Origin of the sequence: Flavobacterium sp. B183 (assembly GCF_023539155.1) — a bacterium.
GTDB lineage: Bacteria > Bacteroidota > Bacteroidia > Flavobacteriales > Flavobacteriaceae > Flavobacterium > Flavobacterium tructae.
The window spans coordinates 3299653-3316331 of sequence record NZ_CP097434.1; the positions used below are offsets into that span (position 1 = coordinate 3299653).

The window sequence follows — 16679 nt, forward strand, 5'->3', positions numbered from 1 at the left end:
ACAAACGTTTTTTTGTATTTTTGCAGGAAATTAACGAAAAACGAAAAAATGCAACGCGACGAACAAATTTTTGACCTTATACTAGAAGAAAAGGACAGACAAATTCACGGATTAGAACTTATCGCTTCAGAAAATTTTGTAAGTGATGAGGTAATGAAAGCAGCTGGTTCTGTTTTAACTAACAAATATGCCGAGGGTTACCCTGGCAAAAGATACTACGGAGGATGCGAAGTAGTAGACGTAATTGAGCAAATTGCCATTGACAGAGCCAAAGAATTATTTGGAGCTGAATATGCAAACGTTCAGCCACACTCTGGATCTCAGGCTAATACATCAGTTTACCATGCATGTTTAAATCCTGGAGATACTATTTTAGGTTTCGACTTATCTCACGGAGGTCACTTAACACACGGTTCTCCTGTAAACTTCTCAGGTCGTTTGTATCGTCCTGTTTTTTATGGTGTAGATGCTGAAACGGGTCGTTTAGACTATGATAAAATTCAGGAAATTGCCACTAAAGAACAGCCAAAATTAATCATTGCAGGAGCTTCGGCTTATTCACGTGATATGGATTTTGCACGTTTCAGACAAATTGCAGACAGCGTAGGAGCTATCTTGTTTGCTGATATTTCTCATCCTGCAGGTCTTATTGCTAAAGGATTGATGAATGACCCGATTCCACATTGTCATATTGTTTCTACAACTACTCATAAAACATTACGCGGACCACGTGGAGGTTTGATTTTGATGGGGAAAGATTTCGAAAACCCACAAGGTTTAAAAACTCCAAAAGGAGAAATCAGAATGATGTCTTCTTTATTAGATCTTGCTGTTTTCCCTGGAAATCAAGGCGGACCTTTAATGCATATTATCGCAGCTAAAGCAGTAGCTTTTGGTGAAGCACTTAAAGATGATTTCTTTACTTATGCTATGCAATTGCAGAAAAATGCAAACGCTATGGCTGATGCTTTCGTAAAAAGAGGATACAACATTATTTCTGGCGGAACAGATAATCATATGATGCTGATCGACTTAAGAAATAAAGGTATTTCTGGAAAAGAAGCTGAAAATGCATTAGTAAAAGCAGAAATTACAGTAAATAAAAATATGGTTCCATTTGATGATAAATCACCATTTGTAACTTCAGGAATCCGTATTGGAACAGCTGCAATCACTACTCGTGGTTTAGTAGAAGAAGATATGGAAAAGATTGTTACTTTAATCGACAAAGTACTTACAGATCATACAAACGAAGCAGTTATCGAAGAAGTAGCAGATGAAGTAAATGAAATGATGAGCGAAAGACCAATTTTCGTATACTAATAAAGTTTCAAGCTTAAAAGTTTCAAGTTTAAAGTTTTGTACTGTAGAAAGTATAGAACTTTAAACTTTTTTTAGTTCTGGGAGTAATTAAGTTTCATGTTTCATGTTTTTTACCACGGAAAATATAGAACGTTAAACCTTGTAAGTTGTGGAAGCAACCTCAAACTTGAAACAAAAGGAACTTGAAACTTGAAACAAAAGAAACCTGAAACAAATAAAACAAAAAAATGGGCGTACTAAGATTACAACTGCCAACAGACCCAAGATGGGTGAATATCGTAGAGAAAAATATTGAAGAAATCCTGACGGATCATGCGTGGTGCGAGCAGAAAGCAGCAACAAATGCGATTACAATTATCACTAACAATTCTGAGCATCAGGATTTAGTGCAGGATTTATTGGCTTTAGCCAAAGAAGAAATCGACCATTTTGAGCAGGTTCATAATATTATCATTAAAAGAGGATTGAAGCTTGGACGTGAGCGTAAAGACGATTACGTAAACGAACTGTATCAGTACATGAAGAAAAGTGGAGACGGAAGCCGTGTTTCCGGACTGGTAGAAAGATTGCTTTTTTCTGCGATGATCGAGGCCAGAAGCTGTGAGCGTTTCAAGGTGCTTTCTGAAAATATTCAGGACGAAGAACTGGCTGTTTTTTACAGAGAGTTAATGGAAAGTGAAGCAGGACATTATACTACTTTTATTACCTATGCCCGAAAGTACGGCGTTGGAATTGACGTAGAAAAACGTTGGAGAGAGTGGCTGGCTTTCGAAGAATCAATTATTACCAATTACGGAAAAGGAGAAACTATTCACGGGTAACGATTTTAGTTTACAGTTTACAGTTTTCGTTGGACAGTATTTAGGATTCAGTTCACGTCCAATATTTCACATTTAACAGTTCACATCTAACATTTTACATCTAAAATTTCATAATTCACAATCTGTAATTTACTATATTTGAGTGCCACAAAAACGGAAACCTATGAGAATAGAAACTGATTTGAAACTGGGATTTAAAGATGTAATGATTCGTCCAAAGAGATCAACGCTAAAAAGCAGATCTGAAGTTTCTTTAAAACAAGATTTTAAGTTTTTGCACAGTACTTCTTGCTGGTCCGGAGTTCCGATTATGGCGGCGAATATGGATACGGTAGGAACTTTTGAAATGGCCAGAGTTCTAGCGAAAGAAAAACTCTTTACAGCCATTCATAAACACTATTCTCCACAAGAATGGAAGGTATTTTTAAAAGATAAGACAACTGATTTTTATGATCATATTGCGATCAGTACGGGAACAGGAACAGATGATTTTGAAAAAATAAGCCGGATTATTACAGAGAATCCATTACTTAAATTTATTTGTATCGATGTTGCAAATGGTTACTCAGAACATTTTGTGCAGTTTTTGAAACAAACCCGCAAACAATATCCAGACAAAGTTATAATTGCCGGAAATGTAGTTACGGGAGAAATGGTCGAAGAACTGCTGTTAGCCGGTGCTGATATAGTAAAAGTAGGAATTGGCGGCGGTTCTGTTTGTACTACCCGTGTAAAAACAGGTGTAGGATATCCGCAGCTTTCGGCTATTATTGAATGTGCCGACGCTGCTCACGGTTTGGGCGGACATATTATTAGTGATGGCGGCTGTAAGACACCGGGAGATGTGGCAAAAGCATTTGGTGCAGGATCAGATTTTGTAATGTTAGGCGGAATGTTGGCAGGACATACGGAAAGTGGCGGCGAAGTGATTGAAAAAAAAGGACAGAAATTCAAGCAGTTTTACGGAATGAGTTCTAAAACAGCTATGGAGAAACATGTTGGAGGAGTGGCTGAGTACCGGGCAAGTGAAGGTAAAACAGTGCAGGTGCCTTTTAAAGGTGAGGTCATAAATACAATATTAGATATATTGGGAGGTTTGCGAAGTACTTGTACCTATGTAGGGGCTTCACGTCTAAAGGAACTTACCAAAAGAACTACCTTTATTAGGGTAAGTGAACAGGAAAATCAAGTTTTTACAAAGTAATAAAAGCATTTTAAAATAGAATATGATTGCAATTTCAGAAGCTACAGTTAGCGATATTAAACAAATTCAAAAAATAGTACATATAACATGGCCGATTACATACGGTGAAATCTTAACCAAAGAACAATTAGATTATATGTTGGATCTTTTTTACTCTGAAGAAGCTTTGGCCGATCAGTTAGATAAAAAAGAGCAGTTGTTTTATATGATTGAGGATGATATGACCAATATAGGGTTTATCGGAATTGAACACAATTATAAAGAAAAAGCAGTAACCAAAATTCATAAAATTTACCTTTTGCCGGAAACTCAGGGCAAAGGAATTGGTAAAAAAGTGATTGAAGAAATTGAAAAGCTTGGGACAGTACACAATTCTCAGGCATTATCTCTAAATGTGAACCGATTTAATACCGCTCTGGGTTTTTATAAAAAGATAGGTTTTGAAATTGTTGGAGAATCCGATCTTGATATTGGAAACGGTTACTTGATGGAAGATTATGTAATGGAGAAGAAGTTCTAGAATAAAACTATAGATGTCTTTTCGGAAGTGAGATGTTTTATGTGAAATGTAAACTGTGAAAAGTGGGTATTAGAGAAAGATATTCTTTTTTCATAGCGTTCTGTGTTTTATTAAAAGTGAAACGTCTATTTTCAGCTAAAAAAGCTATGGATCTATGTGTTGAAATACAGTAAATAACGAGCCAGTTTTTATACTGGCTTTTTTATGACTTTAACCCACAATCACATCATGCTTGAATAACAATCCTTTTACTTCATTCAAAGCAAAAACTGCTTTTTTGAGTTTAGTTTTTGAGGGATCAATGGTGTAATTGTAACTCGTTTTAAAATCGGCTTTATTGGCGATGGCTTTGTCAAATTCAGAGCGGTACAAATCGCAATTCTCAAACAGGACGCTGGTGAGGTCGGTAGCCATAAAATCTACAGCAATTAAACTGCAATTCGTAAAAGTAGTTCCCTTAATCTTCAAAGTGTAAAATTTCGAAAAATCTAAAATACAATCGTAAAAATGAATTTCAAAGATCAGCTTGTCGCACATGGCAAAATTAACGTCTTTAATTTCGCAGCGATTAAAAGTGGCGGTTCGAAAGGCAACATAATTAATCTTTGCTTCACTAAAAATACAGTCATTAAAAACACAATCGATAAAAGTAACGGCTAAAAAGGTGCAGGCAGAAAAATTACAATTGTTAAAAACACAACACTCAAAATCTTTAAAATTGACATCCTCTTTACCATAAATAATGGTATCGTATTCTTTATCAAGGAAATATTGAGATTCTTTTTTCAAGGTGATTTTTAAAGATAATTTTCAGACCGAAAAGATACTAATTATACGAGTACTAGCAGACGATAAATAAAGATAATTTTCGATTCCTGCGGTGACTTTCGGATGGAATAGAAAAGAAGGTTAAGACCTTTTGCCTGATGCAGTTAAGGAGCTCTGTTCGGAGGTGTTTTTTGTGAATTTGATATTTTTTGACCCTTAAAATGTTAAGTACTTAATTTTAGAGGTAAAATTTAAGAAAATCTTAGCAGTATTTGATTTGAAATATTTTCCTATGAGGGTAATTTGATGTAGATTTACACTGTTTTTTAAAGTTAAAACGTAATAATTCAAATTATATGGGATCAACAAGAAAAGAGCATGATTTTTTAGGGGAATTAGACATTCCAAATCATCTATATTATGGTATCCAAACCTTCAGAGCAGTAGAGAATTTTAATATCACAGGAATTCCTATTTCAAAAGAACCTTTATTCATCAAAGCATTAGGTTATGTAAAAAAAGCGGCAGCTTTGGCCAACAAAGATTGTGGCGCATTAGACGCTAAAATAGCCGAAGCAATTTGTTATGGAAGTGATCAGGTAATTGCCGGTAAATTTGATCAGGAATTTGTAAGCGATTTAATTCAGGGTGGAGCCGGAACTTCGGTAAACATGAACGCTAACGAAGTAATCGCTAATATTGGTTTAGAATATTTAGGACATAAAAAAGGAGATTATAACTTCTTACACCCAAACAACCACGTAAACTGTTCTCAGTCTACTAATGACGCCTATCCGTCAGCTTTTAGAATTGCACTTTATCTGAAAATAGAAAGTTTTATTAAAACTTTAGAAGGCCTTGAAATAGCATTTGCTGCAAAAGGAGAAGAGTTCAAAAGTGTTCTGAAAATGGGAAGAACACAATTGCAGGATGCTGTTCCTATGACTTTAGGACAGGAGTTTAACTCTTACGCTACCACTATTGGAGAAGATGTTAGAAGATTAAGAGACGCTCAGAGTTTGGTGTTGGAGATCAATATGGGAGCAACAGCTATCGGAACAAGAGTAAACGCACCAGAAGGATACCCTGAAATTTGTGTAAACTACTTAGCAAAAGAAGTTGGAATTCCGTTAACCCTTTCTCCTGATTTAATTGAAGCTACGGTAGATACCGGTGCTTATGTTCAAATCATGGGAACATTGAAAAGAACTGCCGTTAAAATTTCTAAAATCTGTAACGATTTAAGATTGTTGAGTTCAGGACCAAGAACAGGATTCAACGAAATCAATCTGCCTGCACGTCAGCCGGGATCTTCTATCATGCCAGGGAAAGTAAACCCGGTAATTCCGGAAGTGGTAAATCAGACTTGTTTCTATGTAATCGGACAGGATTTGACTGTAACTATGGCAGCCGAAGCGGGACAATTGCAATTGAACGTGATGGAGCCGGTAATTGCTTTCGCTATGTTTACTTCATTGGATTATCTTTCAAATGCAATTCAGACTTTAATTGATAAATGTATCATTGGAATCACTGCAAATGAAGATCACTGTTACAATATGGTCATGAATAGTATTGGAATCGTGACTCAGCTAAATCCAATTTTAGGATATGAAGAAAGTGCGAGTATTGCAGGTGAAGCTTTGAAATTAAACAAAAGTGTACATCAGATTGCCGTGATCGAAAGAAAATTAATCACTCAGGAAAAATGGGACGAAATTTATTCATTGGATAATTTGATCAACCCAAAATTCATTACAAAATAGGAGAGACTCTCTCTATTTACAGAAAGCCGACATTATTTTTAGTGTCGGCTTTTTTTATGAAAACGGGTCTATTGTTCATAATTAAATCATAATTTATAACGAGTGTGATTTATATTTTTAATGCCAATCCCTATTTTTGCTATTCATACCTGAACTAAGATGAAATTACTTATAGTCGAAGACGAACCAAATCTATTGTCCATTTTGCGGAAAGGATTTGCCGAAAACAATAATGAAGTTAGTGTGGCTCTGGATGGCAGAACTGCTCTGGAGATGATTCACAATTATAATTTTGATGTTGTCGTTTTAGATGTAATGCTTCCTGATATTAACGGAATTGAGATTTGCAGAAGACTTCGCGCCAGTAAGAATTTTGTTCCGGTGTTACTGTTAACCGCTCTTGGAACGTCAGAAAATATAGTGACCGGACTTAATGCAGGAGCCGATGATTATCTGGTAAAACCTTTTAAGTTTGGAGAACTTGACGCCAGAGTCAATGCACTGCATCGCAGAGCTCATCAGGATACCGAAAAAGTAGATACCATAACCATTGGCGACTTAGAAATAAACGGTCGGGCTAAGACAGTAAAGAGAGAAGGCGAATCGATTATCCTGACCGCAAAAGAGTTTAAACTGTTGTACTATCTGGCTAAAAATAGCGGTCGCATCGTTTCCCGCGATCAGATTTTAGATAACGTCTGGGATATTAATTTTGATATGAATACCAATGTTGTCGATGTGTACATTACTTATCTAAGAAAAAAAATCGATAAACCTTTTGAAACCAAACTCATCCATACCATGAAAGGTCTGGGTTATGTGATACAGCCATAAAATGGATATAAGAAAAAAAATAACATACACTTATGTAGCCTTGTCATCTTTTAGTACATTACTTCTATGTATTGTTGTTTTTGTTCTATTCAGAGAAAATAATCGTTACCATTTCTTAAAAAGGCTTGAAGACAGAGCCAAAATTGTCGCGTCTATTCATTTTCAGAACGATCCTGAAAAAATAAAATACTACAGTAATCTTAAAAAAAACGGACTGGAAGAACTTATCGAAGAAGAAGAGTTTGTTCTCAAGATAAACAGTGCCAATAGTTTTGATTACAATACAAAACTGAATTTACCGAATGAGTTTTATACCAATATTTTAAAAACAGGAAAAGACTATTTTGAGGTAGAAAACAAATATTATTTAGGACAGGTTTTTACAGAAAATAATCAAAAATACATCGTAATTGTAGGAGCTCGTGACCGAAAAGGACCGACCACCACAATCTATATTTTAAAAATCATGTTGTTCGGAGGTATAGGTTTTATATTTCTGGCCTTCTTTTTAGGACGTTTCCTGGCCAAAAGAGTCATTAATCCTGTGGCAAGAATTACCAAAGAAGTAAACAGAATTAGTGCTTCCAACCTTCACAATCGCTTGCCGGAAGTTAAAAACTCAGATGAAATCTCAGATCTTACGGAGACCTTCAACGATATGCTGGATCGTTTGGAAACCTCATTCGAAATACAAGCCAATTTTATCAATAATGCTTCACACGAGTTAAAAACGCCAATCACAACAATTATAGCGGAGTCTGAAATCATGCTTTTGAAAGAAAGAGAAGTTCCGGAATACATTCAGTCCCTTGAAAATATTTACAGTCAGGCTTCCCGATTAGGAAACTTGACAGAGAGCTTGCTGAAGCTTACACAAACAGGTTACGATGGTAAAAAACAGGTGTTGGATATTGCCAGAATCGACGAAGTATTAATGGATGTAAAGTCGGATTTAGATAAAATTTATCCGGACAATCGTGTAAGTATCAAGCTTAACTTTGCACCTAAAGACTCCAATTTGCTTTTAATTCCGTGTAATAAACCGCTTTTAGAGCTTGCTATCAATAATATTATTACCAATGGCGTAAAATATTCCGACAACAATGAGGTTTTTGTAACCCTTTCTGCCAATCAGGACTGGATAAAGGTGGCGATCAACGATATCGGGATCGGGATTCCACCGGAAGATATTCCGCATTTGTATGAACCTTTCTTTAGAGGTAAAATTGCAACTAAATATATAGGATACGGTTTGGGACTTCCATTGGCTTCCAAAATCATTCGCATGCACGACGGAGAGATTCAGGTGCAGTCAGAGCAAAACAAAGGCACCATTGTAACCATTGTTTTCAATAAAACAAGTTCGAAGAAAAGCAACATTAAGACTTCTAATGTTGAATCTTAGAAAATTCTAATTTCATATTAAGACCCTTCTAATTTGGCGGGAGTTACTTTGTAAGTATAAACTAAAAGAGTATACTTATGAAAAATTTCCTTATACCTACTACTTTAAAAGACGATACAATTTGTGCTGTAAAATCAGCTGTTGGTCAGGCAAAAGATTCAGATTGCGAAATTATTCTTATGATGGTATCAGAAACTCCTGATGCTTTTTCATCCTCTAATTTTTTACGTGAAATGCGCACCGGACTTACTGCAAGTCAGGAAGAAGTGCTGGACACCTGCCGATACATTATTGAACACACACCCAATTGTAAAATAAAAGTACACAATCAATACGGACTTTCTTCTCCGATTTTTAAACGTATTATTGATGTTTTTGCTATAAAACTGGTAGTTCTTACCAATTCGTATAAGCAGGAAACAAAACGAATTCACCAATACCTGGTGCAATTAGCCGGAAACCAAAAGTGTCCAATTCTGCATTTAGGTTCAGAGCAATATAAAGAAGACTTCAATAAAGCACTTTATATCGAAAACGGTCGTGCCAACATGCATGTAAAAGACGTTCAGCAATTTTTGAACAACAATTTTTCATTTGAAATTGTAAGTCAGACTTCCAGTTTTGAAGACAACTACGAAAATTTTGCTCCTTATTTATCAGAAGCGATTTCAAAATACGATATCGATTTGTTAGTAGAAACCCGCAAAGGAGAGAAAATACAATTCAAGAAAAATAAAAAAGAGAGTATAAACGATAAAACTGGTCTTCCGGTTCTTTCGCTCTACGAAGAATTGGTGTAAAGCCAATTTCTTCAAAAAAAAATAGAAGTTTAATTTAAACGGAAAGATATGTTATTAAAGAAAAGAATTCCAATGAGGTACGTTCTCGGGAAAATTAAGGTGGAATTGGCGCTTGTAATGACTTACACCATTTTATTTGAAATTTTTCATCATTATTTTATCAATGTAGCGATCGAAATACCAATCGCAATTCCTACCATGGTAGGTACAATTATATCCTTGTTACTGGCTTTTAAATCCAATCAGGCTTATGACAGATGGTGGGAAGCACGCATTATTTGGGGATCAATTGTAAATGAGTCCAGAACTTTGGTACGACAAATGCTTACTTTTTATAAAGATCCGGGGTTTTCTGTAGAAGCGAATGAATTCAAGGAGAACTTCACCAAAAGACAAATAGCATGGTGTTACAGCCTAGGACAGGCGTTGCGTAATAAAGATGCGATAAAGCCAATCAAAGATTTGATCAGTGAAGAGGAACTGAATTTTGTCAAAAACCATCAGAATATTCCAAATGCGATATTATTGCTTCATGGTAGAGATCTTAGGATTGCCAAAAAGGACAAACGATTAAATGCTTATCAGCAGGTTGAAATAGACAATACTTTGTCAAGATTATGTGATGCAATGGGAAAATGTGAGCGTATTAAAAATACCATTTTCCCAACCACTTACAGCATGTACATCAGAATGACGCTGTGTTTGTTTATTTTGTTATTGCCTTTTGGACTTATCAGTTTATTGAGCTGGTTTGCTGTTCCGTTAATTACAATTATCGGTGGAACGTTCTTCTTAATTGAAAAAATGGCAATTCATTTACAAGATCCATTCGAAAACAGACCTACAGATACACCTGTAACCGCAATTTCGAATACTATCGAAAAGAATTTAATGCAAATGTTAAACGAGTATCAAAGCGAGTTTGACATCATCAAGGAATTCGATCTTCAACCCGATTTAAAGAAAGCGGAAAACAACGCTTATTTTGTTTTATAATTATGTGAATTGATTTTGGTTTCTCAATTTGTTAACTGGACAGCGCTTTGTTAATGCGGCTGTCCAGTTTTTTTTATGTATTTTTAAGAAAAAAAAATTGCATAATCTGCGGGATCTGCGAGAAAAAAAATGGGTGTAAAATATGAGATGTGAAATGTGACTGCAAACTGCGACTTGGTTTTATTGATCAATCAATTTTCCCAGAGTTTGAATAGAGGATCTTAATTCATTGGTCCACGGAAGTCCAAAACTCAATCGCATGCAATTTGAAAACTGATTTTGAAAAGTAAAAATTCTTCCTGGAGCAAAACTAATTTTATGCTGCATTGCTAATTGATAAAAAGCAGCCGTGTCTATATTCTTATCAAGTTCAATCCAAAGAAAAAAACCTCCCTGTGGCTGACTTACCTTGGTTCCTTTCGGAAATGACTCTAAGACCGTATTGATATAGTTCGTGCAGTTGTGATTCAATATCTGTCGTATTTTTCGAAGATGATTTTCATAGCGGCCATTTTTCAGAAAGTCGCCAACCACCTGATGCGTGATGGTAGGAGTGGAGAGAGTATGATAGATTTTGTTACGTAAAATCTCTTTTTTGAATTTCCCCGGAGAAACCCAGCCCACACGATATCCCGGTGCCAAAGTTTTTGAAACCGAACTGCAGCAAAGTACAATGCCACTTTCGTCATAGGTTTTACAATTGGTTGGACGACTCGAGCCAAAGTACAAATCACCGTGAATATCGTCTTCAATTAATGGAACGTTGTAAAATTCCATTAATCGCACCACTTCCTTTTTATGTTCAACTGGCATCATACTTCCCGAAGGATTACTGAAGTTACTCATCAGCAAACAGAGTTTTACTTTTTTAGTAGAAAGTGCTTTTTTCAGGGCATCCAGTTCTATTCCCGAAGTCATATTGGTAGGCAGTTCCATGATATACAAACCCAGAGATTTGGCCAACTGCAGGATGCCAAAATAAGCAGGACTTTCGGTAATAATAGTATCTCCCGGTTTGGTTAGTGTCATCAAACAATGTGATATGGCACTCGTACAGCCCGGCATGGTGATAATGTCTCTTTCTGTTAAAGAACCTCCCCAGGTAAAGGACCATCTTGCAATTTCTTTTCTTAGATTAAGATTACCCTGTACCTGTTCGTAACTTGTACCGCTATTAGGAAGCTGCCGCATGGCCTGAATCATTCCCTTATTTAATTTGGCAATAGGAAGCAATTCGTTCGAGGGAAAGCCCAAAGAAAGCATCGTAATACTCGGATCAGTCATGTTTTTGTAAACCTGATCAATTAAATCTTCCCGGTCAATGTTCACACATTTTAAAACAGGACTGCTGGGCGAAGGCTCAGGAATGGTTCTGGCCGAAATGTTAGTTACATAATAACCGGATTGAGGCCTGGATTCTATAAGCGACCTGCTTTCAATTTCATAATAGGCTTTGCTTACAGTGCTCATGCTGTAACCCGTTTCGGCACAGACTTCACGTATCGAGGGCAGCTTATCGCCCACATTTAAAACACCCGATTTTATTTGCTTTTCAATTCGGTCTGCAAATTGCAGATACAAGTAGTTGGAATTTTTCATAAAAAAGAAACTGTTATGGTGCAATTTACAAAAACTGTATCTGTATTGCTGTTTTATTTTTTAGAAATTTGCTTTATTCAATAACGAACCTAAAAAGAATAACTTGTGAAAACAACAAAATATTACATAGCGGCCATTACCTGTTTCGTCATCTGGGGATTTTTTAGCCTGGCATTAAAGCCCATTCACGAATATCCTTCTTTAGATATTTTATTCTATCGTGTTTTCAGCTGCAGTATTCTCATGTTATTGATTGCCTTTACTTTTAAAAGAAAAAGAATCAAAGAAACCATCGCTACCTTTAAAGCATTACCAGCTTTGGAAAGACGCAGATCACTTTTGTTGAATATTGGAGGAAGTGTTTTTTTAATGGCCAACTGGTTTACTTTTATTTATGTAATGAATCATGTTAGTGTAAAAGCAACTTCTTTGGCCTATTTAGTGTGTCCAATTTTGACCACCTTACTGGCGTACTTTATTTTGAACGAAAAATTAAGCAAAACACAATGGATGGCTGTAGGGCTAAGTGTTTCCGGTTGTTTGCTTTTATCCTATGCCAATATTATGGATATGGTTTTTAGTATTGTTATTGGTTCTACTTATGCTTCGTATTTAGTTAGTCAAAGGATCAACAAAGGATTCGATAAATTTATTGTGCTCACCTTTCATATTACATTGGCAGCCTTATTTTTATTACCCTTTTACCCGGCTTACAGCGGGCCCGTTCCAACAGAATTTAAATTTTATTTCTGTATAGAAACTATCGCGATTTTGTTTACGATATTCCCTTTGTTTCTCAATTTATATGCACTTTCCGGAATCAACTCATCAACAGTCGGTATGCTTTTAAATATCAACCCAATGATTGCATTTCTATTGGCTCTCTTTTGGTATCATGAGCCAATAGGATCCATACAAATTGTCGCTTATAGCATTGTTTTTCTGGCCGTATTGGTTTTTAATTCACATCATATTTTCGCCATTAGGCAAAAAATAACGCAATATCCAAAGGTTCTCAAGTAATTTGAAATACTTTATGTTTTTTATTGGTTTAAAATCTAAAGTATCAGAATCTTATCGGATGTGTAAACAGGAATGACTATTTTTCATTCCTGTTTTTTTTTAGAATGTGTACGCTTCTTTGTCTGCTTTTTCTCTTTCAGGGCAATGCTTTCCTTTGATTTAGCTCATAGTGCGTTGTACTATGCTTTTGTTATTGGGCCTTCAGCCCTTTTACCTGTTTATTTTAGACGCTTATATTTTTTCTTAATTCAGTTTGTAGTGCGTTGGAATATGCCTGTGTTATTAAAACTTCAGTTCTTTTATTCATTTAGGGCACTTATACTCAAAGTTTAATAATCTTTAGGGAGAAAGTAGTAGGAAACTGTTGCTCTGAAAGAGCTTCAGCTGAAGCATAGTGTGAAGCACTATAAATAATTAGGAATGATCGTTTGCGCCCTGAAAGGGCAAAAGCCTAATTCCAAAGAAAACAATTCTCGTATTTTGTATTGTTATTTTTCGGAACGAAGCTAAAATTACCACAATCTTAACAAGGTATGTAAACAGGAATGAGTATTTTCATTTTTACTTTTTTATATCACATAAAGTGTAAACACATAAAAGAGATCTAAGCGGCATAATTCGCTAAAAATCGATGTTTCGACACCTAAAAACCAATATTCCTATGAAAAATACCAAGCTCCAGGCCTTTATTCCGTTGTTTTATTTAGTGTGGTCCGATGATTTACTGACTCAGAAAGAGTTTGTTACCATTCAAAAATTTATCAATGACCTTAGCTGGCTTTCGTCTGAAGAAAAACAACAATTGCTTTCCAGAGTTGATATTTCAAATCCGCCGGGACGAAATGAACTGGCACAATGGAAATTGGATATAGAGAAAAGCATTGAAAATAAAGAAGATATCAGATCGATTTTTGATATTGCCGTGGCACTTTCAGAAAAGGATCTGGACATTTCGACCTTAAAATCAAATTTTATCCAACTGGAAAATGATCTTGGAATCTTAGGGGAAGAAGCGCTTCAGAATTTTAAAACAAAAGCGAGTTCCTTTACTGCAAACTCTCAGACGAACAGTGAGTTTGATGTTCAAAAAATTACAGCTCTTTTAAATGGTAAAGAAGCCGGGATAATCAATAGAGTAAAAGCAATTATTTCAAAACCTGAATTTGCGTACGAAACTTCGACAGATATTAAGGTGTATCGTCAGACGGTTTACAATTGGTGTAAGCTGCTCGCTGAAGAAAATCTAGGCAATATGGCCTACCCAAAACAATATGGAGGAGGAGAAAACATAGCCGATTATTTTGCGATTATGGAAACCTTGAGTTATCATGACCTGAGTTTGGTAATCAAATTTGGCGTTCAGTTCGGACTTTGGGGCATGAGTGTTCAATCGTTAGGAACAGAAAAACATTATGCCAAATATTTAAGAGACATTGGAACATTAAAAATCCCTGGGTGTTTTGCGATGACCGAAACACATCATGGTTCTAATGTAAAAGGGTTGGAAACGACAGCAACTTATAATCATGCAGATCAGACTTTTATCATTCATACGCCAAATAAAAATGCTCAAAAAGAATATATTGGAAATGCGGCCGTTCACGGTCAGATGGCGACTGTTTTTGCAAAATTAATCATTGACGATCATGATTATGGCGTAAATGCATTTGTTGTTCCATTAAGAGATGCTAACGGAACTGTACTAAAAGGAATTGCGATTGGAGATTGCGGACATAAGATGGGTTTGAATGGAGTAGATAACGGAACCATTAGTTTCGATCAGGTAGTGATTCCGAAAGAAAATATGCTGGATCGTTTCGCTTCTGTAAATGACAAAGGGGAATTTGAAAGCCCGATTCCGAGTGACAACAGACGTTTTTTTACGATGTTAGGGACTTTGGTAGGCGGTCGCATTGGGATTCCCCGTTCAGCGTTGGCGGCAGCCAAATCCGGACTGACAATTGCTATTCGATACAGCGATCAGCGTCGACAGTTTGGACCTGAAGGCGGATCAGAAGTTCCGATTCTGAACTACAGAATGCACCAGCGTCGATTGATTCCGCCATTAGCAAAAACATATGCTGTGCATTTTGCGCTGCAGTACCTTACTAATCGGTTTTTAAACAGAACTGAAGATGAAATGCAGGAAATTGAAGCATTGGCTGCAGGAATGAAATCCTATTCGACCTGGAGTACAAGAGACATACTGCAGGAATGCCGTGAAGCCTGTGGCGGAAAGGGATATTTATCAGAGAACCGAATCGATGCTTTGAAAAATGACACCGAAATTTATACCACTTTTGAAGGTGACAATACTGTTTTGATGCAATTAGTTGCTAAAAACAGACTCTCAGAATTCAGAAAATCTTTCGGAGAAATGGGCTCGTTAGGGATTATCAATTATGTGTATGAAAATGCAAAAACGGCACTTACCGAGAAAAACCCAATCGCAACTAGAAAAACGGATGACGAACATTTGCTGGATGGGGATTTTCATTTACAGGCATTTGTTCACAGAGAGAAAACAATTTTAGCTTCGGCAGCACGACGCATCAAAAAATTGGTTGATGGAGGTTTAGAACCTTACGACGCTTTTAATGTTGTGCAGCACCAAATGATCGACGTGGCTCAGGCTTATCTGGACAGAGTGGTGCTGGAGCAATTTCAACTGGCGATAAAATCAGTAGAAGATAGTAAGACAAAAGAAATTCTGACGAAACTCAATCAGTTGTATGCGCTTTCACAATTAGAAAAAAATAAAGCCTGGTATCTCGAAGACGGTTATATGGAAGCCGTCAAAACTAAGGCAATTCGTAAAATAGTCAATCAGCTTTGCTGGGATATCCGACCGGATGCGGTGGCCCTGGTGAATGCTTTTGATATTCCGGAGAGCTGTCTGTCTGCACCAATTGCGTTTTAGTAGAGTAAAGAGTAAAGAGTAAAGAGTAAAGAGTAAAGAGTAAAGAGTAAAGAGTAAAGAGTAAAGAGTAAAGAGTAAAGAGTAAAGAGTAAAGAGTAAAGAGTAAAGAGTATGTAATAAATAGCCACGAATTCACGAATTTTTTCTAATCTACATTGTTTAAAGAAATTCGTGAATTTGTGGCTAACTTTTTTAAAGTTGTAGCTTTTTTTTAGTATTAAGTATTTGGTTTTTAGTTGTTTGATATTTTGTTTTGAAACAACAAGGAATTTTTGTCATTATTTTTATTATATCACAATGTGGCTAAAAGTGATTTTTAAACCATAGCTTTATTGACGTAACTGGCTTTTTCAAAATCCATAATATTGATCGAAATAATAGGAACTTCAGGAAGTATCTCGTTCAGTTTTGTGACAATTGCTTTTGATAATCCTGCTTTTTGATCGGTGTTTCGGCCTTCTAAAATGTAGGCAAAGACGTGAATAAAATCGTCGGAAGAATTTCCATTATTATAATAGCTGAAAGGATGGATACGAACCTTAATATCAGTTGGAACGAAAAGATTAGTGGCTAAAGCGGTATGGTAAATTTCCTGCATGATATCGTCGGCAGATTTTAAACGGATTACATTTTCAGAGCAATCAATAACAAAGTGTGGCATGGGTATAATGTTTAAATTAGAAAAAATGAAGTATAAACA

At 36.0% G+C, this 16679-nt stretch carries 14 protein-coding genes; 11 read left to right on the top strand and 3 right to left on the bottom strand.

Features of this window, described 5'->3' with window-relative positions; all coding sequences use genetic code 11:
- Positions 1–48: 48 nt before the first annotated feature.
- The 4 genes from glyA (at position 49) to M4I44_RS14020 (ending at position 3868) form a co-directional block, all read left to right on the top strand.
- Positions 49–1323 (top strand): serine hydroxymethyltransferase, encoded by a 1275-nt coding sequence (gene glyA, locus M4I44_RS14005; RefSeq protein WP_249965065.1) that lies wholly within the window; start codon positions 49–51, stop codon positions 1321–1323.
- A 227-nt stretch (positions 1324–1550) separates the two neighbouring features.
- Complete coding sequence (locus tag M4I44_RS14010) at positions 1551–2144, top strand: tRNA-(ms[2]io[6]A)-hydroxylase (protein WP_017497075.1); 594 nt, start codon at positions 1551–1553, stop codon at positions 2142–2144.
- Between the two features lie 163 nt (positions 2145–2307).
- Positions 2308–3348: a GMP reductase gene (locus M4I44_RS14015; RefSeq protein ID WP_017497074.1), complete on the top strand. Its 1041-nt coding sequence runs from the start codon at positions 2308–2310 to the stop codon at positions 3346–3348.
- A gap of 22 nt (positions 3349–3370) precedes the next feature.
- The gene (locus M4I44_RS14020) at positions 3371–3868 is read left to right on the top strand and encodes a GNAT family N-acetyltransferase (RefSeq protein WP_249965066.1); all 498 of its coding nucleotides are present in this window, start codon (positions 3371–3373) and stop codon (positions 3866–3868) included.
- Between the two features lie 210 nt (positions 3869–4078).
- Here the strand turns inward: M4I44_RS14020 and M4I44_RS14025 are convergent, their stop codons facing one another.
- Positions 4079–4657: a pentapeptide repeat-containing protein gene (locus M4I44_RS14025; RefSeq protein ID WP_249965067.1), complete on the bottom strand. Its 579-nt coding sequence runs from the start codon at positions 4655–4657 to the stop codon at positions 4079–4081.
- Positions 4658–4992: 335 nt separating this feature from the next.
- On the opposite strand from M4I44_RS14025, the gene aspA reads away from it, so the two are divergent.
- From aspA to M4I44_RS14050, 5 genes are all read left to right on the top strand, one after another.
- A complete protein-coding gene (aspA, locus tag M4I44_RS14030; protein ID WP_249965068.1) occupies positions 4993–6402 on the top strand; it encodes an aspartate ammonia-lyase in 1410 nt (469 codons plus the stop codon).
- 159 nt (positions 6403–6561) lie between these two features.
- Positions 6562–7236 (top strand): response regulator transcription factor, encoded by a 675-nt coding sequence (locus M4I44_RS14035; RefSeq protein ID WP_017497070.1) that lies wholly within the window; start codon positions 6562–6564, stop codon positions 7234–7236.
- Between the two features lies 1 nt (position 7237).
- Positions 7238–8641, top strand: coding sequence for a HAMP domain-containing sensor histidine kinase (locus M4I44_RS14040; protein ID WP_017497069.1), 1404 nt, complete (start codon positions 7238–7240; stop codon positions 8639–8641).
- A gap of 77 nt (positions 8642–8718) precedes the next feature.
- Positions 8719–9441, top strand: coding sequence for a hypothetical protein (locus M4I44_RS14045; protein WP_017497068.1), 723 nt, complete (start codon positions 8719–8721; stop codon positions 9439–9441).
- A gap of 48 nt (positions 9442–9489) precedes the next feature.
- Entirely contained in the window at positions 9490–10437 is a 948-nt protein-coding gene (locus M4I44_RS14050) for a bestrophin family protein (RefSeq protein ID WP_017497067.1), read from the top strand.
- Positions 10438–10617: 180 nt separating this feature from the next.
- Here M4I44_RS14050 and M4I44_RS14055 read toward each other — a convergent pair whose 3' ends face one another.
- The gene (locus M4I44_RS14055; protein WP_249965069.1) at positions 10618–12036 is read right to left on the bottom strand and encodes a PLP-dependent aminotransferase family protein; all 1419 of its coding nucleotides are present in this window, start codon (positions 12034–12036) and stop codon (positions 10618–10620) included.
- A 105-nt stretch (positions 12037–12141) separates the two neighbouring features.
- Here M4I44_RS14055 and M4I44_RS14060 point away from each other — a divergent pair, with 105 nt between their 5' ends.
- Positions 12142–13059 carry an EamA family transporter gene (locus tag M4I44_RS14060; protein ID WP_249965070.1) on the top strand — a complete coding sequence of 306 codons (918 nt, stop codon included), beginning with the start codon at positions 12142–12144 and terminating at the stop codon, positions 13057–13059.
- Positions 13060–13720: 661 nt separating this feature from the next.
- On the top strand, positions 13721–15979 hold the full coding sequence (locus M4I44_RS14065; protein WP_249965071.1) for an acyl-CoA dehydrogenase: 2259 nt from the start codon (positions 13721–13723) through the stop codon (positions 15977–15979).
- Between the two features lie 316 nt (positions 15980–16295).
- Here M4I44_RS14065 and M4I44_RS14070 read toward each other — a convergent pair whose 3' ends face one another.
- Positions 16296–16640 carry a 5-carboxymethyl-2-hydroxymuconate Delta-isomerase gene (locus M4I44_RS14070; protein WP_249965072.1) on the bottom strand — a complete coding sequence of 115 codons (345 nt, stop codon included), beginning with the start codon at positions 16638–16640 and terminating at the stop codon, positions 16296–16298.
- Between the last annotated feature and the right edge of the window lie 39 nt (positions 16641–16679).